The sequence below is a fragment of the Vibrio chagasii genome (assembly GCA_041879415.1).
GTDB lineage: Bacteria > Pseudomonadota > Gammaproteobacteria > Enterobacterales > Vibrionaceae > Vibrio.
In genome coordinates, this window is record CP090851.1 from 2698662 (window position 1) to 2722806 (window position 24145).

At 45.8% G+C, this 24145-nt stretch carries 18 protein-coding genes and 15 tRNA genes; 12 read left to right on the forward strand and 21 right to left on the reverse strand.

What is annotated here, in order from left to right; genetic code table 11:
- Window positions 1–71 precede the first annotated feature (71 nt).
- The 3 genes from mutL to tsaE all read right to left on the reverse strand — a co-directional run bounded on the left by mutL (window position 72) and on the right by tsaE (window position 4519).
- Window positions 72–2264 (reverse strand): DNA mismatch repair endonuclease MutL, encoded by a 2193-nt coding sequence (gene mutL / locus L0991_12045; GenBank protein XGB62119.1) that lies wholly within the window; start codon window positions 2262–2264, stop codon window positions 72–74.
- 75 nt (window positions 2265–2339) lie between these two features.
- Entirely contained in the window at window positions 2340–4061 is a 1722-nt protein-coding gene (locus tag L0991_12050; protein ID XGB62120.1) for an N-acetylmuramoyl-L-alanine amidase, read from the reverse strand.
- Window positions 4055–4519, reverse strand: coding sequence for a tRNA (adenosine(37)-N6)-threonylcarbamoyltransferase complex ATPase subunit type 1 TsaE (tsaE, locus tag L0991_12055; GenBank protein ID XGB62121.1), 465 nt, complete (start codon window positions 4517–4519; stop codon window positions 4055–4057). The genes L0991_12050 and tsaE overlap by 7 nt, the downstream gene beginning before the upstream one ends.
- Window positions 4520–4741: 222 nt before the next feature.
- Between tsaE and queG the strand changes: the two genes are divergently transcribed.
- On the forward strand, window positions 4742–5884 hold the full coding sequence (queG, locus tag L0991_12060) for a tRNA epoxyqueuosine(34) reductase QueG (protein ID XGB62122.1): 1143 nt from the start codon (window positions 4742–4744) through the stop codon (window positions 5882–5884).
- A gap of 592 nt (window positions 5885–6476) precedes the next feature.
- On the opposite strand, the gene L0991_12065 is transcribed toward queG, so the two are convergent.
- The 16 genes from L0991_12065 to orn form a co-directional block, all read right to left on the reverse strand.
- Window positions 6477–6552, reverse strand: a tRNA-Gly gene (locus L0991_12065).
- A gap of 33 nt (window positions 6553–6585) precedes the next feature.
- Window positions 6586–6662: transfer RNA gene (locus L0991_12070), tRNA-Met, on the reverse strand.
- A 41-nt stretch (window positions 6663–6703) separates the two neighbouring features.
- Window positions 6704–6779, reverse strand: a tRNA-Gly gene (locus tag L0991_12075).
- Window positions 6780–6812: 33 nt separating this feature from the next.
- Window positions 6813–6889 (reverse strand) — tRNA-Met (locus L0991_12080).
- A 41-nt stretch (window positions 6890–6930) separates the two neighbouring features.
- Window positions 6931–7006, reverse strand: a tRNA-Gly gene (locus L0991_12085).
- Window positions 7007–7039: 33 nt separating this feature from the next.
- Window positions 7040–7116: transfer RNA gene (locus L0991_12090), tRNA-Met, on the reverse strand.
- A gap of 36 nt (window positions 7117–7152) precedes the next feature.
- Window positions 7153–7228 (reverse strand) — tRNA-Gly (locus L0991_12095).
- Between the two features lie 33 nt (window positions 7229–7261).
- Window positions 7262–7338: transfer RNA gene (locus L0991_12100), tRNA-Met, on the reverse strand.
- Window positions 7339–7374: 36 nt separating this feature from the next.
- Window positions 7375–7450 (reverse strand) — tRNA-Gly (locus L0991_12105).
- Between the two features lie 33 nt (window positions 7451–7483).
- Window positions 7484–7560 (reverse strand) — tRNA-Met (locus L0991_12110).
- Window positions 7561–7596: 36 nt separating this feature from the next.
- Window positions 7597–7672: transfer RNA gene (locus L0991_12115), tRNA-Gly, on the reverse strand.
- A 33-nt stretch (window positions 7673–7705) separates the two neighbouring features.
- A tRNA-Met gene (locus tag L0991_12120) sits at window positions 7706–7782 on the reverse strand.
- Window positions 7783–7818: 36 nt separating this feature from the next.
- Window positions 7819–7894, reverse strand: a tRNA-Gly gene (locus L0991_12125).
- 54 nt (window positions 7895–7948) lie between these two features.
- A tRNA-Gly gene (locus L0991_12130) sits at window positions 7949–8024 on the reverse strand.
- A 54-nt stretch (window positions 8025–8078) separates the two neighbouring features.
- A tRNA-Gly gene (locus tag L0991_12135) sits at window positions 8079–8154 on the reverse strand.
- A gap of 180 nt (window positions 8155–8334) precedes the next feature.
- Window positions 8335–8880, reverse strand: coding sequence for an oligoribonuclease (orn, locus tag L0991_12140; protein ID XGB62123.1), 546 nt, complete (start codon window positions 8878–8880; stop codon window positions 8335–8337).
- A 149-nt stretch (window positions 8881–9029) separates the two neighbouring features.
- Between orn and rsgA the strand changes: the two genes are divergently transcribed.
- From rsgA to L0991_12165, 5 genes are all read left to right on the forward strand, one after another.
- Window positions 9030–10085, forward strand: coding sequence for a small ribosomal subunit biogenesis GTPase RsgA (gene rsgA / locus L0991_12145; protein ID XGB62124.1), 1056 nt, complete (start codon window positions 9030–9032; stop codon window positions 10083–10085).
- Between the two features lie 124 nt (window positions 10086–10209).
- A complete protein-coding gene (gene asd / locus L0991_12150) occupies window positions 10210–11121 on the forward strand; it encodes an archaetidylserine decarboxylase (protein XGB62125.1) in 912 nt (303 codons plus the stop codon).
- A gap of 266 nt (window positions 11122–11387) precedes the next feature.
- Window positions 11388–12803, forward strand: a complete 1416-nt coding sequence (locus L0991_12155; protein ID XGB62126.1) for an SLC13 family permease — start codon at window positions 11388–11390, stop codon at window positions 12801–12803.
- A gap of 561 nt (window positions 12804–13364) precedes the next feature.
- On the forward strand, window positions 13365–15245 hold the full coding sequence (locus L0991_12160; protein ID XGB62127.1) for a methyl-accepting chemotaxis protein: 1881 nt from the start codon (window positions 13365–13367) through the stop codon (window positions 15243–15245).
- A 152-nt stretch (window positions 15246–15397) separates the two neighbouring features.
- Entirely contained in the window at window positions 15398–16285 is an 888-nt protein-coding gene (locus L0991_12165; GenBank protein ID XGB62128.1) for a DMT family transporter, read from the forward strand.
- Between the two features lie 35 nt (window positions 16286–16320).
- Here the strand turns inward: L0991_12165 and epmA are convergent, their stop codons facing one another.
- Window positions 16321–17292: an elongation factor P--(R)-beta-lysine ligase gene (epmA, locus tag L0991_12170; protein XGB62129.1), complete on the reverse strand. Its 972-nt coding sequence runs from the start codon at window positions 17290–17292 to the stop codon at window positions 16321–16323.
- A gap of 451 nt (window positions 17293–17743) precedes the next feature.
- On the opposite strand from epmA, the gene frdA reads away from it, so the two are divergent.
- From frdA to L0991_12195, 5 genes are all read left to right on the forward strand, one after another.
- Window positions 17744–19576 carry a fumarate reductase (quinol) flavoprotein subunit gene (gene frdA, locus L0991_12175; GenBank protein XGB62130.1) on the forward strand — a complete coding sequence of 611 codons (1833 nt, stop codon included), beginning with the start codon at window positions 17744–17746 and terminating at the stop codon, window positions 19574–19576.
- The gene (locus L0991_12180; GenBank protein ID XGB62131.1) at window positions 19576–20355 is read left to right on the forward strand and encodes a succinate dehydrogenase/fumarate reductase iron-sulfur subunit; all 780 of its coding nucleotides are present in this window, start codon (window positions 19576–19578) and stop codon (window positions 20353–20355) included. Before frdA ends, L0991_12180 begins: the two co-directional genes overlap by 1 nt.
- 1 nt (window position 20356) lies before the next feature.
- On the forward strand, window positions 20357–20740 hold the full coding sequence (gene frdC, locus L0991_12185; protein XGB62132.1) for a fumarate reductase subunit FrdC: 384 nt from the start codon (window positions 20357–20359) through the stop codon (window positions 20738–20740).
- Between the two features lie 12 nt (window positions 20741–20752).
- Complete coding sequence (gene frdD / locus L0991_12190) at window positions 20753–21139, forward strand: fumarate reductase subunit FrdD (protein XGB62133.1); 387 nt, start codon at window positions 20753–20755, stop codon at window positions 21137–21139.
- Between the two features lie 282 nt (window positions 21140–21421).
- Window positions 21422–22417: a histidine ammonia-lyase gene (locus tag L0991_12195; protein ID XGB62134.1), complete on the forward strand. Its 996-nt coding sequence runs from the start codon at window positions 21422–21424 to the stop codon at window positions 22415–22417.
- 97 nt (window positions 22418–22514) lie between these two features.
- On the opposite strand, the gene efp is transcribed toward L0991_12195, so the two are convergent.
- Window positions 22515–23081: an elongation factor P gene (efp, locus tag L0991_12200; protein ID XGB62135.1), complete on the reverse strand. Its 567-nt coding sequence runs from the start codon at window positions 23079–23081 to the stop codon at window positions 22515–22517.
- A 33-nt stretch (window positions 23082–23114) separates the two neighbouring features.
- Here efp and epmB point away from each other — a divergent pair, with 33 nt between their 5' ends.
- A complete protein-coding gene (gene epmB, locus L0991_12205) occupies window positions 23115–24137 on the forward strand; it encodes an EF-P beta-lysylation protein EpmB (protein XGB62136.1) in 1023 nt (340 codons plus the stop codon).
- Window positions 24138–24145 lie beyond the last annotated feature (8 nt).

Genomic DNA, 24145 nt, shown 5'->3' on the forward strand with positions numbered 1-24145 from the left:
AAAAAAGCGTCCATCGTAAAAATAAAATCATACACAGCCTAAGCCGTAAATATGCTTAATTTATCAATAAACTAAGCCATAAATGCCGCAATAGTCGCCGAAAAGTCGATAGGATTAACAAACTCAGGATCATCTAATGGAAGTAGACCATGCCAAAGTTGTTCAAGTTCCCCAACTAATTGAACCGCTTCAGATAAAGTGTAGTCGCTTTTTACTTGTGCGGTTTGAATCCCGATCCAGTTAACTAAACCTGGCAACAGGTCATCAGGTTGCTTCACTGTACTCTGGGCATTTATTGAAGCCGCGTACGATAACAGATCTGGGATCAGAATTTGTAAGTTTTGCTGCCTTAATGGAGAAGGAACCCCCATCACCATAATGGCTTCGCTATTTCGAACCTTAAGCTCAATACCAAGACGAGCCAGTGGTTGGTTTAATGTCTTCGCTACCTCAACCAATTCACTACCAATTTTAAGCGATAAAGGCACCAGTAATGGCTGGCTTTTTAATGCCCCGCTTCGTGTATCCAGCTGGCCAATAACGCGCAATAATTCCGCTTTAGCCAAGGAGACCAACACGCAACCATTCTTATTGCCCATCATCAGGTACTGACGCTCGACAATCGAGACCGCCTTACCTAATTCAGTGACTGGTGTTCTTGGCTTCGACTGAGACAGCTTCTGTTGAGACAACTCAGTATCGCTTGGCGCTGTTTGCTTCACCGGCTGTTGAGCATCTGATGGCTCGACGGTTTGACGCTCAAAATCTGGCGTTTTCAACAGCTCTTTATAAGCACTAACCTCGCGCTTCGAAGGTGCAGGCTCAGCGTGGTGTTGATGTGATTCTTTCTCTTTCTTCGGAGCCGGTCGTGATTCTATCCACTCTTGACGAGGCGAACCGGTAAAACTGGTTTCACGAGCAGATGAGTTATGGTTAGCCGGTGAACCTAAATTACTTGAAGAACCACTGCTTGAAGAGCCTCTGTTAGACGCTAAGCCATAGTGCTGACCACCATCATTAACGCTGTGCTGAGGCTGATCATAAGCTTGCTCAGGTTCTGCTTTTCTCGGATAGGCTGGAGTCTGCTCAATCGCATGTCGCACTCTTTCAGAAACCTGCGATTGTTCCAAATGAGCTGGGACATTACTTTCTGGCGCACTAAAACTCGTCGTCTCTTCCGCTTCAGGTATCGAACTATCTTGCTGATAATTAGGGGCTTCTGATTGGTGGAAAGCAGATTGATTGATAGGCGCCGCATCGATTTGCTTACTTTGTGCTAGGCCATCGCTCAGTGCTTGATAAATAAAATCATGCACCAGACGAGCCTGATGGAAGCGCACTTCATGTTTAGCAGGGTGAACATTCACATCGACTTGATGTGGGTCCAATTCAATGAAGAGTACGTAAGTAGCAAATTGGTCTGGACGCAAGCTAGTTTCGTAGCTTTGGCGAATCGCGTGATTGATCAGTTTGTCACGCATCATACGGCCATTCACATAGCAGTATTGTAAGTCGCTTTGCTGTCTTGCCCCCTCTGGCGTGGTGATCCAGCCATGAAGTTTCAACCCTTGGTGCTCAAGTTCTATCTTAAGCATATGACGAACAAATGGATTACCGCATACCGCTGCAATGCGTTTCTCAGCTTGAACCTCTGTCTTAGCAGCGCGGTACTGACGAATCATCTTGCCGTTATGACGCAGGTTGATCGTTACATCAAAGCTGCTTAATGCAATACGCTTAAGCAGCTCATCAATATGAGTGAATTCGGTTTTTTCAGTACGTAAGAATTTGCGGCGTGCCGGGGTATTGAAAAATAGATCCAGCACTTCAACCGAGGTGCCAATTGGATGCGCGGCAGGCTGCAATTTTACCTGCATATCTCGGCCTTCACTGTGCGCCGCCCAAGCTTGATCTTGAGTAGCAGGGCGTGAAGTCATGGTTAAGCGCGCGACTGAGCTAATACTCGCTAGCGCTTCACCACGGAAACCTAGGCTGACGATCGCCTCAAGGTCATCAAGAGTATGGATTTTAGAGGTAGCATGGCGACTTAGTGCGAGAGCAAGCTCATCTTTAACGATGCCCTTACCGTTATCACGAACACGGATCATCTTGGCGCCACCTTTCTCGATATCAATATCGATACGTGTTGCACCGGAATCCAAACTGTTCTCAACCAGCTCTTTTACAACAGAGGCTGGCCTTTCTACTACTTCACCCGCTGCGATTTGGTTCGCTAAGCGAGCTGGCAGTATTTTGATCGTCATATTTATAGCTACCTTACTGCCATCCATAGAAGCCCTTCCATGTTTAGAAGGCACTTCTATGTTAGTTAAACTCGATTATTTATGAGGAATAATCAGCACTTGTCCAATCGCCAGTTCATCAGAGCGGAGCTTATTCGCTTGGCGAATACTGTTCACACTCACACCGTACTTCGCGGCAATCTTGCCTAAGTAATCACCTCTTGCGACTTTATGCTTGCGCAGAGGAACATCTTTAACCTCAACCGTAATACGTAACTTTTGACCCACTCTCACTGTTTCTGATTTTAGACGGTTCTCACGTTTAATATCAGCCACAGACACTTTATAACGGCTAGCTATCTTACCTAGGTATTCTCCAGACTTAACCGTGTGAGTAATAGTCTTGGTCTTAACCGCACTACTTGATGAGGAGCTTGAAGCGCTACCTGGAATCTTCAGCACTTGGCCAATCGCTAGGCTGCTTGACTTCAGGTTATTGTACTTCATCAATGCTTGTGTCGATGTGCCGTACTTACTCGCAATCACCGATAACGACTCACCACGAGACACCTTGTGCTGACTAACACTGCCTGTTGATGATGTCGCATTAGACAAGATAATCCCTTCAGGCGGGTTCTCTTTCAAGTACTTCACCACGGCTTTAGTCACAGCACGCGCAAGTTTATCTTGGTGCGAACGTTGGAAAAGTAACTTCTCTTCCGTTGGGTTTGAAATAAAGCCCGTTTCTACCAATACCGATGGGATCTGCGGTGAGCGCAATACTGCCAAGCTCGTATTAATCGGCTTACTGTTGTGTAGCTTAGCGACTTTACCCATTTCAGATAGAATCGCTGTTGCCAGTTTATAGCCCTCTTTCTGAGAGTGGCTAAACTGCAGGTCCAACAAGGTTTGGTTTACGTTCTTATCATCAATGTTGTTAGTGAAAGCAGCGCCGCTGCCTCCCAACAATTCTGATTGTTTCTCTTTATTCTCAATCCAACGGGAGATTTCTGTATTCGCACGTCGAGTATTCAGTACAAACACCGAGCCGCCTCGTGGTTGAGGTGTAGTAAAGGCATCCGCGTGAATAGAGATCAATAGGTGTGCTTCATTCTCACGAGCGATAGCAACACGTCGATTGAGGTTTACAAAGTAGTCAGCATTACGAGTCATACGAGTTTTGATACCCGGGATCGCATTCAATTGAGCGGCTAATTTCTTAGAAATACTCAGCGTCGCATCTTTTTCATATTTACGACTTGGACCGATCGAGCCTGGGTCTTCACCACCATGGCCAGGATCAATCACGATCAAAATATCTTTCTGACGCTTAACCTGATTGATGTCTTTGCTTACCGTTGGCTTACTTGGTTTTGCAGTAGGTTTGCTCTTGCTCGCCGCACCATGAGGCAGATCGATAACCAAGCGGTGCCCATATTGGCCGCCCGGTGTTGGGCTCAACTTAAAGAGCTCAGCTTTAGAAGATTTCTTCAATTCGAAAACTAATCGATAGGTTCCTTTCTGTGGAGGAGAGCTTTTACGAACTTTAGAAAGTACTGGACTGTCTTTCACCACCACCGGTAACTTAGTGGCCAATTCGGTATTTTTTAAATCGACAACCAAGCGGCTTGGGCTACTCAGTGTGAAATAGCTAAAATCGACCTCAGATTTAAGATCGATAACCACACGCGTTTCTTCAGGTGAAGGCCAAACCCTCAAACCTTTTAGTGAATTCGCAGAAACCAGTGATGAAAATAGTAAGGAGAAAACAGCAGCCATCATGGATACTGTTGGAAAAAGGCGTCTAGAAATCAACATAACTCCAACTGACTAAGTAAGCGCTGTCCGTATTCACTATTAGCGGTTAAAGAAACAATACGGTGATCGTCTTGGTAACGAATATCAATATCCATGTCCGCTTCTGGTAGCAGTCCTTGGCCTTTCTCTGGCCATTCAACCAAACAGATCGCGTCAGGCGTAAAGTAATCACGAATCCCCATAAACTCGAGTTCTTCAGGATCGGCTAGGCGGTAAAGATCAAAGTGATACACCTGCCAATCTGCAAGTTGATAAGGTTCAACTAGAGTATACGTTGGGCTCTTTACATTTCCTTGATGACCAAGTGCTTTTACAAAGCCGCGACTAAACGTCGTTTTACCTGCGCCAAGATCACCATGCAGATAAATCGTTGTCTGCTGTGAGCAAAGATTAGAAAGCTCCGTTCCTAGTTGAATCGTTGCTTGTTCATCTTTCAAAGTAAATTGTTTAGTGCTCATGAATACGTTCTCTAAAAATCGATCGTTGACTATATAAAAATCAAAAGAACAAGAATAGTAAACCGTGATGCTTTTGAGAGACAAGCACTCAAGTGTAAGTTCTATGAAAAATACTGTTCAAAACACGTCTGTTCTGGTCAACACAACTAAGATCCGTTAAGATCCGCCCCCATTTTTGCCGAACCGAATTTTAGTTATCCTTATCTCTATAAGAATGAAGCCATGAATCTAGACCATCTTGCTGAAAAAATTAAAATTTGGGGAAAAGAGCTAGGCTTTCAAAAAGTTGGTATCTGCGATGTTGATCTCAGTGAACACGAAGCCCCTCTTCAAGCATGGCTAGATGCGGGTCATCACGGCGAAATGGATTGGATGGCCCGTCATGGCATGATGCGCGCACGTCCTAATGAACTTCACCCAGGAACCATTCGAGTGATCAGCGCCCGAATGAACTACCTACCACCAGAAGCTCAGTTTGCCTCAAACCTCAGTGATACCACTCAAGGTTACATCAGCCGTTATTCTTTAGGCCGCGATTATCACAAATTGTTCCGTAACCAATTGAAAAAGCTAGGGCAAAGAATCGAAAAAGAGGTCGAAGGTTTAGACTCTCGCCCTTTCGTTGATTCTGCACCTATTTTAGAAAGACCACTTGCTCAAAAGGCAGGGCTTGGCTGGACAGGTAAACACTCACTCATTCTCGATAAAGACGCAGGCTCTTGGTTCTTCCTTGGAGAGCTACTCGTGAACATCCCTCTTCCTGTCGATGAGCCGAGTGTTGACGAATGTGGCAAATGCACCGCATGTATCACCTCCTGCCCAACCGGTGCCATTATTGCTGATGGTGTGGTCGATGCTCGAAAATGCATTTCATATCTAACGATTGAATACGATGGTGTAATCCCGGAAGAGTTCAGAGAAGCAATTGGGAACCGAATCTATGGTTGCGATGACTGCCAGTTGGTTTGCCCATGGAATCGTCACGCTGATATCACTGAACAAAAAGACTTCCACCGTAGAGAAGATTTTAAAGAAGCCGACCTCGTTTTACTCGCAAGCTGGGATGAAGCGACCTTCTTAAAGAAAATGGAAGGCTCTGCGATTAGACGTATTGGCCATACGCAATGGTTACGCAATATCTATGTTGCTATGGGTAATGCACCATTCCAACAACGTATTGTTGAAACCTTAGAGTCTCACCGAGGTAATAACGACATGTTAGATGTTCATATCGAGTGGGCTTTAGAAAAACAATTACAGCAATTGCCGAGCATTATTGAGGTTCAAAAAGGTAACAGCAAAGTCGCAACTAAAAAGCACCGGCTGATACGCATTGTTGAGAAAGGACTACCAAGAGATGCTTAGCCCTATATATGCCAATGTTTGGCAGGCTAGCTATTACTAACAGTCCAACATTTAAGACAACTCGTTGCACATAATTTTAGAACAATGTTTGACCTTGTTCTCAATTTTGACAATGTGGAAAAAATTCAGAACTCTCGCAAACTTCCGACACCTACACAAAGTTAAACACAGTACCGATAAATGATTAAGATCAAAAAACAACAAGTTAACGATCTTTCACCAAATCCCGCATACGCATCTAAACTTATAAAAAACAATAAGTTACAAACATCAAGATTTAGCTAATATATTGAAAACAAGAAAGATCTTTTTGAGAGATGCAAAGAATTAAGCCTGAAATAACTTTATCAACCAAGTTATCCACATCTAACTATTTGTGGATAAGTCTGTTTATAGATGTGAAAAACCTCAAGTATCTACTTCAGAGACCTGATGATTACTAGCATTCCAGTTGCTAAGAAAAATTTAAGACAAAAAAATATCCACCATTGATGGAGGATTATTTGCTTTTTTGGGGGATTATGCTTCGCAGCATTAAAGAAAGAGCTTAGGCTCAAGGCCTATATCCAAGCCAGATAGCTTAGAAAGAAATTGGAGCGACACACGAGGTTCGAACTCGTGACCTCAACCTTGGCAAGGTTGCGCTCTACCAGCTGAGCTAGTGTCGCATAAGTTAACCGCTAATGCGTTTAACTGTAATGTGGTTGCGGGAGCCGGATTTGAACCGACGACCTTCGGGTTATGAGCCCGACGAGCTACCAAGCTGCTCCATCCCGCGTCCGGATGCCATCATTTAAAGTAGATGGGAACTTATCAAATTGGAGCGACACACGAGGTTCGAACTCGTGACCTCAACCTTGGCAAGGTTGCGCTCTACCAGCTGAGCTAGTGTCGCATAAGTTAATCGCTAATGCGCTTAACTATAATGTGGTTGCGGGAGCCGGATTTGAACCGACGACCTTCGGGTTATGAGCCCGACGAGCTACCAAGCTGCTCCATCCCGCGTCCGGATGCCATCATTTAAAGTAGATGGGAACTTATCAAATTGGAGCGACACACGAGGTTCGAACTCGTGACCTCAACCTTGGCAAGGTTGCGCTCTACCAGCTGAGCTAGTGTCGCATAAGTTAATCGCTAATGCGCTTAACTGTAATGTGGTTGCGGGAGCCGGATTTGAACCGACGACCTTCGGGTTATGAGCCCGACGAGCTACCAAGCTGCTCCATCCCGCGTCCGGATGCATCAATTAAGTTGATGAGTCTTTAATTTGGAGCGACACACGAGGTTCGAACTCGTGACCTCAACCTTGGCAAGGTTGCGCTCTACCAGCTGAGCTAGTGTCGCATAAGTTAACCGCTAATGCGTTTAACTGTAATGTGGTTGCGGGAGCCGGATTTGAACCGACGACCTTCGGGTTATGAGCCCGACGAGCTACCAAGCTGCTCCATCCCGCGTCCGGATGCATCAATTAAGTTGATGAGTCTCTAATTTGGAGCGACACACGAGGTTCGAACTCGTGACCTCAACCTTGGCAAGGTTGCGCTCTACCAGCTGAGCTAGTGTCGCATAAGTTAACCGCTAATGCGTTTAACTATAATGTGGTTGCGGGAGCCGGATTTGAACCGACGACCTTCGGGTTATGAGCCCGACGAGCTACCAAGCTGCTCCATCCCGCGTCCGGATGCATCAATTAAGTTGATGAGTCTCTAATTTGGAGCGACACACGAGGTTCGAACTCGTGACCTCAACCTTGGCAAGGTTGCGCTCTACCAGCTGAGCTAGTGTCGCATAAGTTAACCGCTAATGCGTTTAACTATAATGTGGTTGCGGGAGCCGGATTTGAACCGACGACCTTCGGGTTATGAGCCCGACGAGCTACCAAGCTGCTCCATCCCGCGTCCGGATGCATCAATTAAGTTGATGAGTCTCTAATTTGGAGCGACACACGAGGTTCGAACTCGTGACCTCAACCTTGGCAAGGTTGCGCTCTACCAGCTGAGCTAGTGTCGCATCATGGAAAGGTCTTTCACCTTTCGATTACCGTTTTCACGTTAATCTACAAATTGGAGCGACACACGAGGTTCGAACTCGTGACCTCAACCTTGGCAAGGTTGCGCTCTACCAGCTGAGCTAGTGTCGCATCACGGAAAGGTCTTTCACCTTTCGATTACCGCTTTCGCGTTAATCTACAAATTGGAGCGACACACGAGGTTCGAACTCGTGACCTCAACCTTGGCAAGGTTGCGCTCTACCAGCTGAGCTAGTGTCGCATTCTGAAAACGTCTTTCGCCGTTCAGGGCTGCGAATTATAAGAGCATTTTTTTGTGATGCAAGTCCTTAATGCAAAATTACGAAACTTTTTATTCAACTGCTGTAAAAGCACACAGATTTGCAAAAAAATTAGCTCTTATGTCCCTGAAAAGTTAGACAAACGTGATCAGTTTATCCGGCTAGATGTTAATAATTGTTTTTCGGTAGTACTGCAGCTCGGCAATTGACTCGCGAATATCGTCTAATGCTAAGTGGCTTCCTGACTTAGAAAAACCATCTAATACTTCAGGTTTCCAACGACGAGCTAGCTCTTTAAGCGTACTAACATCAACATAACGGTAGTGGAAGTACTCTTCTAATTCAGGCATGTGCTTGTATAGGAAACGGCGGTCTTGGCCAATGCTGTTACCACAAATCGGCGATTTACCTTTTGGTACCCACTTTTCAAGAAACGCGATCGTCTGTTCGATAGCGTCTTGCTCAGTGATGGTACTTTCTTGAATTCGCTTCACTAGACCACTGCCAGTGTGCGTCGTTGTGCACCATTCGTCCATTTTGTCTAATTCACTCTGAGGTTGGTGAATAGCCAAAACAGGTCCTTCAGCAAGGATGTTAAGCTCACTATCAGTCACAATAGTCGCAATTTCAATGATTTTATGAGTTTCAGGATCCAGTCCCGTCATCTCTAGATCTACCCAAATTAGGTTCTGATCGCTAAAGGACATAAGGCGTCGCCTATTTGTTTATGTTTAAAAGAGGTACTATACCCAAATAACTATACTCAAACTAGCTTTAGGGCCATCGAAATCAAATGGCACCAGCAACAGTAGTTTGAGTTCCCAATCATCAAGTTAGATGTGTTAAGTGAAAAATTGTGGCTAAAAAAAAGAAGTTAACTAAAGGTCAGGTGCGTCGCGTACGTAGCAACCAGAACAAGCGACTCAAGAAAGAAGACTCAATCCAATGGGATGAGAACATGCTTGGTAGCACCAAAAGCGGACTCGTGATTACGCGCTTTGGTCAACATGCTGATATCGAGGATCTTGAAACAAACGAAGTTCATCGTTGTAACTTACGCCGTAGTATCGAGACTTTAGTTTCTGGTGACCGAGTGACTTGGCGTGCAGGCCTAGAATCAATGGCTGGTATTTCAGGCGTTGTGGAAGCCGTTGAGCCAAGAACCTCAATGCTAACTCGCCCAGATTACTACGACGGCCTAAAACCTGTCGCAGCTAACGTAGACCAGATGGTTATCGTGTCTGCTGTACTTCCAGAGCTATCACTTAATATTATCGACCGTTACTTAATTGCTTCAGAAACAGTAAAAATCGCACCGCTTGTTGTACTCAACAAGGTCGACCTACTGACTGAAGAGCAAATTGCTGAGTACCAAGAGACACTAAAGATTTACGAAGAGATCGGCTACAAAGTGATGTTCGTGAGTAAAGAGTCTGGCTACGGTATCAAAGAGCTCGAAGCTGAACTCAAAGGCCGTATCAACATCTTTGTTGGCCAATCTGGTGTAGGTAAATCTAGCCTAGTGAATGCGCTAATGCCGACACTTGATATCGAAGAGGGTGAAGTTTCAGAAAACTCAGGCCTTGGTCAGCACACCACCACAGCAGCTCGCTTGTACCACTTCCCTTCAGGTGGCGACCTAATCGATTCTCCTGGAGTTCGTGAATTTGGTCTATGGCACTTAGAAGCCGATGAAATCACTGAAGCTTTCGTTGAGTTCAAGCCTTACCTCGGCGGCTGTAAGTTCCGAGACTGTAAGCATAATGATGATCCAGGCTGCATCCTGCGTGAAGCCGTTGAAGATGGGAAAATCAGTCGACTACGTTTCGACAACTACCACCGCATCATTGAGAGCATGGTCAACAACAAAGACAACCGTCAGTATTCACGAAACAAAAAAGCGGATCTTTAATCGCGTTTTTGTGAACAAATATGTGCAGTTACTGACAATTGGCGCGAATTTAAGTAACATCTCGCGCCCTAAAGCGTCATCGACAGATTGAATTGAAAAACACATAGCATTGGAAATTAATACAATGGATAAGATTAAAGTTGGATTGCAGTACTGGATTCCACAACATGGACTAACTCGTCTAGTCGGCAAACTGGCGTCTGCTAAAGCGGGCGGCTTAACGACAGCGATCATCAATTGGTTCATCAAACAATACAAAGTGAACATGGATGAAGCACTACATAGCGATCCAAAACACTTTAAAACATTCAATGAATTCTTCGTACGTGAATTGAAAGAGGGCATGCGCCCTATCGCTGAAGGTGACTCTGTTATCGTTCACCCAGCTGACGCTCGCGTAAGCCAATTTGGCCCAATCACTGACGGCCAACTGATTCAAGCGAAAGGCCACGACTACTCTGCACGTGAACTGTTAGGTGGTGATGCTAGTCTTGCTGAAGAGTTTAAAGATGGTGAATTCGCAACGCTTTACCTATCTCCAAGTGATTACCACCGCGTACACATGCCATGTGACGGTACACTGCGTCAGATGATCTACGTTCCAGGTGATCTTTTCTCTGTAAACCCGCTAACGGCAGAGAACGTTCCAAACCTATTCGCACGTAACGAGCGCGTAGTGTGTATCTTCGATACGGAATTTGGCCCAATGGCACAAGTATTAGTTGGTGCGACTATCGTAGGTAGCATCGAACAAGTATGGGCTGGCACGATTACTCCACCTCGTGGCAACTCGGTTTACAAGTGGGATTACCCAGCACAAGGTGACAAAGCAATCATCTTGAAGAAAGGCGAAGAGATGGGTCGCTTTAAACTTGGCTCAACCGTGATCAACTTATTTGCGAAAGATGCAATCAAGTTCGACGACACGATGCAAAATGGCGAGAAAACGGTTCTTGGTACGCCTTACGCGCACATCGCTGGTAAAGACGTTGAGGCTGAAGCTGTTGATTCATTAGAGAGCACAGACCAAGCGTAATAATTTGAGTAAACTCATTTAGCTTTCAAGGCGCTTTATTTGAATGAATAACGCGCCTTTTTATTACCCAGCTCTCTAACCTTCCAATCCCCCTAAAACCTGACCTAAAAGAGCAATGCATAAATCAGCGCTATAAAAGATTGACCAAAAACAAAACAGTTGCCGAAACCTTAAACAACTTTTTGATTTTCCAACCCGTCTCCAAGTACCAAAAATCCAGATAACTTACTCTATTTGAAGATATTTTATTCATAGGGTCTTTGTACATGCCTAAACTCAATGTTGGCGTTCTGGTCAAGCTGTTGATTTGTTTTGCGATTCCCTTAGGCGTGTTATTCATGCCAATAGATTCAATACCTATCGATGACCTGACGCTGATTCAACACCGCCTGCTGGCGATATTCCTACTTGCTGCCCTGCTTTGGGTACTTGAACCCGTTCCGGTTTTCGCTACCTCGATACTGATCATTGCACTTGAACTGGTGATGATTTCCGACAAAGGTCTGCACTTATTTAGAAACCCACCAGCAGGGCACGATCTCGGTGAGTTAATCAAATATACCGACATATTCGGTGCATTTTCATCACCAATCATCATTCTATTCATGGGTGGCTTTGCTCTCGCAATCTCGGCATCTAAGTACGAACTCGATAACAACCTAGCTCGAGTGCTGCTGAAACCATTCGGTACAGAACCGCGCTTCATCATGCTTGGCTTAATGCTGATCACCGCCGTGTTCTCAATGTTTATGTCGAATACCGCAACCACGGTCATGATGCTAGCTCTGCTTGGCCCTATCGTGGCTTCTGCACCCAAAGGCGATATGGGGATCAAAGCACTCGTATTGTGTATTCCGATTGCCGCTAATACTGGTGGTATCGCAACACCAATCGGTACGCCTCCCAATGCCATCGCACTGCAATATCTGACCGGTGAAAACACCATCGACTTCCTGAGCTGGATGATGATGGGCTTACCCTTTGTGATCATCCAGCTCACCATTGCTTGGTTCCTTCTTCAGAAAATCTTCCCTTCCACACAGAAAAACATGGTGCTTAAACTCGATGGGCAATTCAGAAAGAGCTGGCGAGCGATCGTGGTTTACGTCACCTTTGCCGCCACCATCCTATTGTGGATGACCACCAAGCTGCATGGTATGAACACCTATGTGGTCTCTATCATTCCATTAGCGGTCTTCACCTTGACGGGCATTATGGGTAAAGAAGAGCTCAAGCTGATCAACTGGGATGTGTTGTGGCTAGTCGCCGGTGGTATTGCGATTGGTATCGGCTTAGATAAAACAGGCTTGGCGTCTGCATTGGCACATGCGATTGACTATGAGTCACTCTCTCCTGCAGCCGTAGTCATCACGCTGTCTATCGTGTGTTGGTTAATGGCGAACTTCATGTCGAACACCGCTACGGCCAACTTGCTGATGCCAATAGCTGCGGCAATTGGCGCTTCTATGGAGAGCTTGGCAACGATTGGTGGCTTACAAGGCTTGCTGGTTGTGGTCGCCTTCTCTGCATCACTCGGTATGATTCTTCCCGTATCAACGCCACCTAATTCACTGGCTTACTCAACCGGGCTTATCGAAAGCAAAGACATGGCGAAGATGGGGATCATATTAGGTATTGTCGGCTTGCTCTTGGTCTACCTCGCTCTGTTTATCATCACCTAGTAGACGTTCAGCGTTCATTTCTATTACGAACCAAGGCGCTAAATGTAAATTTAGCGCCTATTCGCGCTGCATCACGAGTAACACCCAGAACAAGCAGTTGATTTTTAAATCAATAAGCAACTGTGACTTTACTTCACTGTTTTGCAAAAAGCAGAGTAAATATATTTATAATTTATGATTTTAAACACATTCATTCTGCCTAAGACAGCGGCACTATACGCTTATTAAAGACACATTAATTCATTATTAAGTACGTCAACGTCATTAGGGCGTATTGACCTTTCGAGCTGATTTTTGCAGCGAATTGCTGGGTGTTTCTACAAGGCAGAGGCTTTGATGTGTAGCTAACCTACATGAGAAGCCGATAACACAGTAGAAATGACTAGCAAACGCTGCCCGAAGGGTTCGGCTAAAAGCGTTTTACTCTTTGTTGAGGGAGATTTGCTTAGGGTGACTAGGCTACTTCTCCCTCGCCGCGATTAAAACGCTTTTATCTCGAACAAAATTTAATCACGCAAGGTCAACACGCCCTAGTTTTGTCTAATCAGAGAGGAATGGACCTTGAGACATACTATTAAATTTAAGATTCAGGTCGCTATTGCGATCATTATCGCTGTCGTGAGTGGCACCCAAGCCTGGATATCGGTTAACCAACTCACTCAAGAGACTGAGGTCGCGATCAACCAAGAAATGAAGAATGTCAGTGTAGGAACGACCAACTACATTGCCGATTGGCTTTCGACTCGCAGTGACATGATGCTAGCCAATGAGCCAACCATTTCAAGCAACAGTAATTCAGACCGTGAGTTATTGATCACCAAACAAGCCGGACAATTCCTATCGGTTTATGCGGGTTTTAGTGACGGCACGATCGCTTATGGTGATAAAACGGAAAGCTGGCCAGCAGACTACGATCCTCGTACCCGCCCTTGGTACAAAGATGCCAACGCCGCATCCGATCTTATCATTACTGAACCATATCAAGATTTCGATGGCAGTATCGTCATCAGCTTTGCGAAAGCCTTTAGCGGTCAAAAACAGGGTGTACTAGCTGCGGACTTAACCGTGACGAGCATTATCGATACAGTTCTTAACGTAAAACTGGATAACGATGGCTTCGCCTTCTTGGTGGATGGTAACAACAACATCGTTGCGTACAGCGATGAAGCATTAAGTCAAAAACCACTCACAAGCTTAAATCCAGAGTTGACCGCAAACCGAGTGTCACAACTGATTCAGAACCAAACGATCACCACATTGGCTTGGCCGGGTCAGGGAGATAAGTTGGTTTACATTGCTAACGTGCCGAATACCGATTGGTCTCTGGGCATTGTTATCGATAAAGAGCTAGCGTTCTCGGCGGTCACGGATGCGATTCAATTCATCGCACTAACCTCACTTGTTCTGTACATCGTGATTTCAATCGCTAGCACCATGGTCATCAACCGACTGCTTTACCCATTACAAACCTTGTCAGAAGCGCTGACCCAACTTGCTCAAGGTCGAGGTGACCTTACACAACGTATCGATATCACCCGCATGGATGAGATAGGTAAGCTTGCTGAGCTGGTAAACCAATTCTTAAGTCAAATGCAGATCATGCTGAAAGGCGTCGTTGAGCACAGCCATGACTTGAACAACCACGCCGAAAAAGCGAACCAACTGGCAACGCAATCCTCTATTCGAGTGGAGAATCAACAAAACGATATCAACCAGATTGCGACTGCAATTCATGAGATGTCAGCAACTGCCGCCGAAGTGGCGAGCCATGCAGAATTAACCGCATCCGCTTCTCAAGCCTCTGCAACCGCTTGTAATGACGGCCAAGAAGTAATTAAACAGAACCGTGATGCCATCACTCGCCTTGCGACCCAAGTGGAAGACGCAGCCAATGTGATCCGAGAGCTGGAAAACAACGCACAAAGCATCAACCAGATCTTATCCACCATTCAAGGCATTGCTGAGCAAACCAACCTATTAGCATTGAATGCTGCCATTGAAGCGGCACGTGCTGGAGAGCAAGGTCGTGGGTTTGCGGTTGTCGCCGATGAAGTTCGAGTGCTAAGCCAAAGAACGCATGGCTCAACGGAAGAGATCCGTGTGATGATCGATACCCTACAAAAGAATACAGAACATGCGGTGGATAGCATGACCACCAGCACTCAATTGGCAGAAAACAGTGTTGGCTTCGCAGAGCAAGCACACGACAGCCTGTCTAAAATCACGCAAGCCATTAGTGAAATCAACGACATGGCACTGCAGATAGCCAGCGCAGCAGAAGAGCAACGAGCAGTAAGTGAAGACATCAGCCGAAATACACAAGGGATCAAAGATGCCTCTGACGACCTAGCCCAACAAGCTGAAAGCAGCCGTAATAGCTCAAATGAGATGAGTAGTGCAGCTGAATCGATGCGTCGAGATGTGGAGCGCTTTAAGGTATAAAGCCTCGCGACTCAAGCAAGCGAAACGGATAACCGAAGCAAACCTATCACTGAGGAGCAAAGCGGTGCATTTATTAAGAATCGCTTTGTTCTCAGTTCGGTTTGATGCATATTGATGAGCTAATTTATCCCAGACACAAGGACTGTTAATCGATGGGGTTCGAATGGTTGGCTTTCGCCGCTGCTTTTCTTTGGGCTATCGCAAGCCTAATGTCCGTAAAGCCAGCTCAACACTTAGGTTCTTTTGCCTATAGCCGCTGGCGTATGGGCTGTACTGCGGTCATCTTATCGAGCATGGCTTGGTTTACTGGTGGCTGGTCAACTGTCGAAACAGAGCTAATCACGCCGATGATGCTGTCTGGCCTGATTGGTATCTTCATTGGTGATACCGCCCTATTTGCCTGCTTGAACCGAATGGGCCCGCGCCAAGCTGGCTTACTGTTCTCTTGTCACGCCGTATTTTCTGCGATTCTCGGTTACTTCCTGTTTAGCGAGAGCATGACCTCTGGCGAGCTTATTGGCTCGGCGTTGGTGTTTAGTGGTGTATTAACTGCGATCTTCTTTGGTCGTCGAGGCCAAGCAAACAACCAGCTTGAAACCATCAAGGGTACGGTGTGGATTGGTGTTGCTCTGGGCATCACTGCGGCTATCTGCCAAGCATTGGGCGGTATTATTGCCAAACCTGTGATGCAAACTAGCATCGACCCAGTAGCCGCTTCTGCGATTCGAATGATCACCGCCTTTGTTGGTCACTCCGCATTTCGCTTAACAGGCGCTAAGCTTTCACGCGCACTGAACCCGATGAATACTCAAATATTCGCGATTACTGCAGTAAACGGTTTTCTTGCGATGGCAGTAGGTATGACGCTGATCTTGTATGCACTGCAGGAAGGCAATGTCGGCATGGTTGCTCTACTCTCTTCAACCACACCTATCATGTTGCTACCCATTCTCTGGCTGTACACCAAGCAAAGACCAAACGCCTATGCTTGGATCGGTGCCATTGTTGCCGTAGTGGGTACTGGTATTCTGGTCAGCTAATCGATCTGCTCGCTAACTTCTCTAGCTAACTAACATTAAGAACGCGGGAATGGGAAAGCGGTCACGTCATCGATATGGTCGTAACCTAAAGCCAACATGATTAGCCTATCGATACCCAATGCAACACCCGCACAATCAGGCAAACCCGCTTTTAATGCCTCAATCAAGTTATGGTCAATCGGTTGAGGCGACAAGCCCATCTCGATACGCTTGGCATTGTCATCTTCAAAGCGTTTAAGCTGTTCTTGTGGCTTATCTAACTCATGGAAACCGTTTGCTAGCTCAATGCCTTTGAAGTACACCTCAAAACGGTCAGCCACTCGCGGATCGTTCGGGTTAATCTTGGCTAATGCTGCCTGTGAAGCTGGGAAGTCATAAACAAATGCAGGTACCGTCTGACCAATCTTTTCTTCAACACCCACGCTAAATAGCAATTGCAGCAAGGTATCGCGGTCCTCTTCAGGATCAGCAATATCACTTAACCCAAGCTTGGCTGCCGCTTGTTTTAGAGTATCCATCGAATCTTCAAGTGGACACACGCCTAGCACGTCGATGAAGGCTTGTTGATAAGTCATGCGCTCTGCTTTGCCTGATTTTAGGATTTGCTGTAATAGCAGGTCCATCTCATCCATCAACTTATGATGGTCAAAACCGACACGGTACCACTCCAGCATGGTGAATTCAGGGTTGTGGTAACGGCCGTTCTCTTCATTACGAAACGACTTACAAATTTGGTAAATACAACCACTTCCTGCAGCTAACAAGCGCTTCATATGAAATTCAGGGCTTGTCATAAAGAACAGAGGTTGCCCTTGCGCGTAACCTGGGCCAACGAATTCAGTTTTGAAAGTATGCAAATGCACATCCGTCACCGTGGCGTGACTCATGGCTGGCGTATCGACCTCCATCACGTCTCGCTCTGCAAAAAAATGGCGGATTTGACTAAGGATATCAGCACGTTGCTTTAACTGCTTAATGGTTGCGGCAGGTTGCCATGTAGAGTGCATTACTAAGTTCCATATCACTGAATTCTAGGCGACGAAAATTATCACTTTTCGCTGCTTTTGTAAGCTTCTATCTTTGTATTAATTAAACCGTCGTGTTGTTTAGATGAAGCCATAAAATCACGTTCTACAATACAATTATTAATATTCAACCCCACCCAACATTGATAACAAAAATCATACTCAACAAGCCGTTAACACAAGCCCTGTGGACGAATCGTTATCAATAATTGATTGCCGTGATTGCAGTCACATAACCTATAATTTCTATGCCTCCATATGCATTACCGGAGCAAAAACCTAAATACATCAATTTTTCAAACACCCTCCTCTCTTACACTGAACCTACCACTTAAGGCTTAGAGGTGATAATCGGTTGATGCCGTTTACTGCTCTCTAAATAGGCTTTTTATAATAACAAGCGGAATACTCCGCATCACACTGGAGAATAACTGTGAAGACAATTACCACAGATATCGCAGTCATCGGCGCAGGCGGCGCTGGTCTTCGTACAGCTATTGCAGCAGCTGAAGCTAATCCTGATCTGGAAGTAGCACTGATTTCTAAAGTTTACCCAATGCGTTCGCACACGGTAGCAGCAGAAGGCGGTTCAGCAGCGGTAATTAAAGACGAAGATAGCCTAGACAACCACTTCAACGATACTGTTGGCGGTGGCGACTGGCTATGTGAACAGGATGTTGTTGAATACTTTGTTGAAAACGCGACTCGCGAAATGATCCAAATGGAACAATGGGGCTGCCCATGGAGTCGTAAAGAAAACGGTGAAGTAAACGTACGCCGATTCGGCGGTATGAAGGTAGAAAGAACGTGGTTCGCAGCCGATAAAACTGGCTTCCACATGCTTCATACTCTGTTCCAGACTTCGATGAAGTACGACCAAATCAAACGATTTGACGAGTACTTTGTGGTGGATTTGATCGTTGAAGAAGGCGAAGTACAAGGCCTTATCGCGATTCATATGTCTGAAGGTGAGCTTGTTACCATCAAAGCAAAGTCGGTTGTTCTAGCAACAGGTGGCGCAGGTCGTGTTTACCACTGTAATACTAACGGCGGCATCGTGACCGGTGACGGTATGGCAATGGCTTATCGCCACGGTGTGCCACTGCGTGACATGGAGTTCGTTCAATACCACCCAACAGGCCTACCGGGCACGGGGATCTTGATGACCGAAGGTTGTCGTGGTGAAGGCGGTATCATCGTTAACAAGAACGGCTACCGTTACCTACAAGATTACGGCATGGGCCCTGAAACACCAGTGGGCGAGCCGAAAAACAAATACATGGAACTGGGTCCACGTGACAAAGTTTCTCAAGCATTCTGGCACGAGCAGCAGAAAGGCAACACCATCAAGCACCCTCTTGGTGATGTAGTACACCTTGACCTTCGCCACCTAGGTGAAGAGTACCTGCAAGAGCGTCTGCCGTTCATCTGTGAGCTAGCAAAAGCGTACGTGAACGTTGACCCAGCAAAAGAGCCAATCCCAATCCGTCCTACCGTTCACTACACCATGGGTGGTATCGAAACCAATGGTACTTGTGAAACTCGCATCAAAGGCCTATTCGCGGTGGGTGAATGTGCGTCGGTTGGCCTACACGGTGCAAACCGCCTAGGGTCTAACTCTCTGGCTGAGTTCGTAGTATTTGGCCGCGTTGCCGGTGAACACGCTGTGAAACGCGCAGCAGAGTTCAAAGGCTGGAATGAAGAGTCTATCGCTAAGCAAGTAAAAGCGGTTGAAGATCGCATCGCAGCGTTGATGAACCAAGAAGGCGACGAAAACTGGGCAGATATCCGTACTGAAATGGGTCACACCATGGAAGCGGGTTGTGGTATCTACCGTCAAGAAGACTTGATGCAAGAGACCATCAACAAGATCACTGAACTGAAAGCGCGCTACAAGAAGATCAGCATCAAAGACAAAGGCAAGGTGTTCAACACTGACCTACTTTACGCTATCGAAGTGGGCTACGGACTAGAAGTCGCAGAAGCAATGGTTCACTCAGCAATCCTTCGTAAAGAGTCTCGCGGTGCACACCAACGTCTCGACGACAACTGCACAGAGCGTGATGACGTGAACTTCCTAAAACACTCACTCTCTTTCTTCAATGAAGATGCAGCACCAACCATCGATTACAGCGACGTTAAGATCACCAAGTCTCAACCAAAAGCACGTCTGTACGGTGAAGCTGCAGAGAAAGCCGCGGCCGCTGAAAAAGCTGCAGCAGCGAATGTCGCTCAAGATGAGAACCGTGAAGAGGAGAAAGCGTAATGTCAGCGAATCGTATCCAAAAAGTAGACATTCTGCGCTACGACCCAGAGAAAGATGCAGAACCTTACATGCAGACTTTCGAAGTCCCATTCGATGAAACCATGTCGGTACTCGACGCGATTGGTTACATCAAAGACCACCAAGACAAAGACCTTTCATACCGTTGGTCTTGTCGTATGGCGATCTGTGGTTCTTGCGGCATCATGGTTGATGGTGTGCCTAAGCTAGCGTGTAAGAGCTTCTTACGTGACTACCCGAACGGCCTGACTATCGAGCCATTAGCTAACTTCCCAATCGAGAAAGATTTGATTGTCGACATGACGCCGTTCATCGAGCGCCTTGAAGCTATCAAGCCTTACATCATTGGTAACGACCGTAAGCCTGAAGACGGCACTAACCTACAAACACCTGAACAAATGGCTAAGTACAAACAGTTCGCAGGTTGTATCAACTGTGGTCTTTGCTACGCAGCGTGTCCTCAATTCGGTCTAAACCCAGAGTTCATTGGCCCTGCAGCATTGACTCTTGCTCACCGTTACAACCTAGATAGCCGTGACAACGGTAAAGATGAGCGTATGAAGCTTATCAACGGTGAAAACGGCGCTTGGGGCTGTACGTTTGTTGGTTACTGTTCTGAAGTATGTCCGAAGAAAGTAGACCCAGCAGCAGCGGTTAACCAAGGTAAAGTTGAGTCTTCAATGGACTTCGTTATCTCGATGTTCAAACCTGACGGTACATCTGTTAGCAAGAACCAAGTAAAAACTGCAGAGGAGGCATAAGATGAGCAATCGTAAGCCTTATGTTCGTGAGATGAAGAGAACGTGGTGGAGCAACCATCCGTTCTACCGCTTCTACATGCTACGTGAAGCAACTGTACTGCCTTTGATTCTGTTCACTGTATTCCTAACCTTTGGTCTGGGTGCACTAGTGAAAGGCCCTGAGGCATGGGCTAGTTGGTTGAGCTTTATGGCTAACCCTATCATTGTCGGTATTAATATTGTGGCTCTGTTAGGCAGCTTAATGCACGCTCAAACCTTCTTCAGCATGATGCCTCAAGTAATGCCAATCCGCCTGAAAGGCAAATTGGTTGATAAAAGAATCATCGTACTGACCCAATGGGCAGCGGTAGCTTTTATTTCTTTAATCGTTCTTGTTGTGGTGTAAGGAGCTTTCGTTATGAACACAAATTACAAAGTGAAACCCGTTAACCACAATCCTCAACGCTCTGATGAGCCAATCTGGTGGGGTCTATTCGGCGCTGGCGGTACTTGGTTTGCGATGATCACGCCAATCACGATTCTAGTGTTAGGTATCTTAGTGCCAATGGGCATCATCGATGCAGAAGCTATGAGTTACGAACGTGTGTCTGAGTTTGCCACCAGCATTATCGGTGCACTATTCATCATCGGTACTCTGGCACTGCCTATGTGGCATGCTATGCACCGTCTTCACCACGGCATGCACGACCTGAAGTTCCACGTCGGCGTTGCTGGTAAAGTGGGCTGCTACTTCTTTGCAGGCCTAATCAGCGCGTTGTCTGTTATTTTCATCTTTATGATTTAAGAGTTAAGAGCAGATTCGGGATTCGAGTAAACGAGTCTCGAAGAGCTTAAGAGTGAAAAGACTAAAAGCAGAGCAAGGTTATCTTGTTCTGCTTTTTTATTGTTTATCGAATATCTTATCTCTGACTCTTACAGCTTCACCGATAGCAATGAATAAAGGCAAGCGCCCCTCCTTACATAGGCTTACGCTGACTTACATTCCTTCATTTCACTAAATGATACCGTTGCGACAAATAATAAAAACAAATCACTCAACACCCATTTAATTAAATTAGTGAATATTATGAAACCTATCTTTTTAGCATTACTTACCCTGGCCGTGGCGGGTTGTAATGGTTCATCTAGCGGCAACTCTTCGACTTCTACTTCATCAGCGAAACCAAAGTCACTAGTCACCGTTTATTCATCTGTAGATAACTGCTCAACAGCAGCAGATGTACCAAACTGTAACTTCGAGAAAGGCATTTACGTATTAAAAGCGAACTCAACCGTAACGGATGAACAGCACCAGCGTGTAATAAGCCAAGTAAAAAACTTCACGACATGGGCAAGTGAAGACGTTCAAAAGCAGTTGAACAAGAAAAGCCTAATCATTGGGGTCATGGAGACAGAACCTGATGGCTCTTCAGCTGCTGACCAGTTTGTTATTGCACTGAGCCAAGCGAAACAAATCGTAGATGGTGTTGAGTTGGTGTATACCGCTCTTGGCGGAAAAGATGAGACAAAAAAGTCGACGACATACCAAAAGCTGATGCAGCTTTTCGATTACTACGTTGATGATAACCAAAACAACCTGTTAGGTTCGGACTTAAGTGACGCATACGACACATTCAGAGTGGTGCTTGCCGTTCAAGATGGCCTGGCAACTGTCGCTGGTATGGAGTCACTCCATTTCAACGAATGTAACTACGGAAATGGCCAGTTGACAGCTCAGCGAGCACTGGGGACACCAAACCCGTGTACTGAGGGTGGTAAAACAACCGATGATGACGGAAATGACATTTCTAATGGCAAGATTGACCCTATACATGAAGATACCAATGTAAACCTGAACCCAGGTTCACTGCTTGGTTTAATTTACGAGTACAAAGTCTCTCCAAAGCTGAGTGAAGGTGGCGGTGAACTGATCGGTTCAAAAGGCACTAAGTTCAAAATCGCTGGCGAGATCGGTTCTGGCAATTTAGATAATGACCCAGCCTCTGTATTTGTCTCTTGGGCGAACCCTGCATTCATGCCGTTGAACAACTACCTAGAGACACACTTCTTTGCCAATAAGTAATTGGTTGACTGTCGTTTAACAGATACAAAAAAGGTCGCTTATAAGCGACCTTTTTCATTTCATTGAATCACCTTAAATAAAGGTGAGCACAATCAAATTACTTTACACGACCAACGTATTCGCCAGTACGAGTATCTACTCTTACAACTTCACCGATAGCGATGAATAGAGGTACGCGAACTACCGCGCCAGTTGCTAGAGTTGCAGGCTTACCACCAGTACCCTGTGTATCGCCTTTTAGGCCAGGATCTGTATCAGTTACTTCGATCTCAACAAAGTTTGGTGGAGTTACTGTGATAGGGTTATCATTCCACAACGTTAGAGTACATACGTCGTTTTCAACTAGCCATTTAGCTGTGTCGCCAACTGCTTTTACTTCAGCTGCGATTTGCTCGAATGTCTCGTTGTTCATGAAGTGGTAGAATTCGCCATCACTGTATAGGTAGCCTAGTTCAACGTCTACAACGTCAGCTAGTTCTACTGTGTCGCCTGACTTAAATGTTTTCTCTAACACTTTGCCTGACAGCAGTTTACGAAGTTTTACACGGTTAAACGCTTGGCCTTTACCCGGCTTAACGTATTCATTTTCGATAATTGAGCAAGGCTCGTTATCCATCATGAATTTTAAACCGCCTTTGAATTCATTGGTGCTTACTGACGCCATGATTTCCTCTTACACATCTTTGAGTTGATTTCAATGCCGCATATCATAACCCGAAAAGTCGAATCTGTTGAGCAAAACTGGCTCAAACAACTATCGAATGCGATCTCAGACCCGACAAAACTCCTTGAAGCATTAGAAATAGACCCAACACCATGGCAAGCAGGCTTTGCCGCACGCAACCTATTTGCGTTGCGAGTACCGTTAAGCTTTGTCGAGCGAATGGAAAAAGGCAACCCGCATGACCCGCTATTACGTCAGGTTTTGCCGTTAAGCGAGGAGTTCGAAGTTCATGAAGGCTACTCTGCAGATCCACTAGAAGAGCAAGACAATGCAATTCCGGGGCTACTACACAAATACAAAAACCGTGCTCTGATGATTGTGAAAGGAGGCTGTGCGGTTAACTGCCGTTACTGCTTCCGTCGTCATTTCCCTTATCAAGACAACAAGGGTTCAAAGTCGGTGTGGCAAACCAGCCTCGATTATGTCGCTCAACACTCTGAGATCAACGAGGTTATCCTTTCGGGTGGCGACCCACTGATGGCAAAAGACAGCGAAATCGAGTGGCTGATTCACGCTATCGAACAAATTCCACATGTAAAAACCGTTCGTATTCATAGCCGTTTGCCAGTGGTGATCCCAGCACGTATTACAGACGAACTGTGCCAAATCTTATCTAAGACTCGCCTCAATGTAGTGATGGTGAGCCATATTAATCACGCCAATGAAATCAATGCAGAGCTCAAACAAGCCTTCCTTAAATTAAAGTTCAGTGGCGCGACGCTACTTAACCAAGGCGTCATGTTGAAAGGCGTGAACAACAGCACTAACTCATTGAAAGAATTGAGTGAAAAGCTGTTCGATGCCGGTATCTTACCGTATTATATGCACGTGCTTGATAAGGTTCAGGGCGCCGCTCACTTCTACATCTCAGATGAAGAGGCGAAGCATCACTTCAAGGGGTTAATCTCTGAGGTTTCTGGCTACCTAGTACCCAAGTTAACCCGCGAGATCGGTGGTCGTAGCAGCAAGACACCTCTCGACCTACACATTGAATAGAGAAGTTG

Coding starts and splice junctions, on each gene's coding strand:
- mutL (XGB62119.1), bottom strand. CDS start 2,264: ATGACGATCAAAATACTGCCAGCTCGCTTAGCGAACCAAATCGCAGCG.
- L0991_12050 (XGB62120.1), bottom strand. CDS start 4,061: ATGTTGATTTCTAGACGCCTTTTTCCAACAGTATCCATGATGGCTGCT.
- tsaE (XGB62121.1), bottom strand. CDS start 4,519: ATGAGCACTAAACAATTTACTTTGAAAGATGAACAAGCAACGATTCAA.
- queG (XGB62122.1), top strand. CDS start 4,742: ATGAATCTAGACCATCTTGCTGAAAAAATTAAAATTTGGGGAAAAGAG.
- orn (XGB62123.1), bottom strand. CDS start 8,880: ATGTCCTTTAGCGATCAGAACCTAATTTGGGTAGATCTAGAGATGACG.
- asd (XGB62125.1), top strand. CDS start 10,210: ATGGATAAGATTAAAGTTGGATTGCAGTACTGGATTCCACAACATGGA.
- L0991_12155 (XGB62126.1), top strand. CDS start 11,388: ATGCCTAAACTCAATGTTGGCGTTCTGGTCAAGCTGTTGATTTGTTTT.
- L0991_12165 (XGB62128.1), top strand. CDS start 15,398: ATGGGGTTCGAATGGTTGGCTTTCGCCGCTGCTTTTCTTTGGGCTATC.
- epmA (XGB62129.1), bottom strand. CDS start 17,292: ATGCACTCTACATGGCAACCTGCCGCAACCATTAAGCAGTTAAAGCAA.
- L0991_12180 (XGB62131.1), top strand. CDS start 19,576: ATGTCAGCGAATCGTATCCAAAAAGTAGACATTCTGCGCTACGACCCA.
- frdC (XGB62132.1), top strand. CDS start 20,357: ATGAGCAATCGTAAGCCTTATGTTCGTGAGATGAAGAGAACGTGGTGG.
- frdD (XGB62133.1), top strand. CDS start 20,753: ATGAACACAAATTACAAAGTGAAACCCGTTAACCACAATCCTCAACGC.
- L0991_12195 (XGB62134.1), top strand. CDS start 21,422: ATGAAACCTATCTTTTTAGCATTACTTACCCTGGCCGTGGCGGGTTGT.
- efp (XGB62135.1), bottom strand. CDS start 23,081: ATGGCGTCAGTAAGCACCAATGAATTCAAAGGCGGTTTAAAATTCATG.
- epmB (XGB62136.1), top strand. CDS start 23,115: ATGCCGCATATCATAACCCGAAAAGTCGAATCTGTTGAGCAAAACTGG.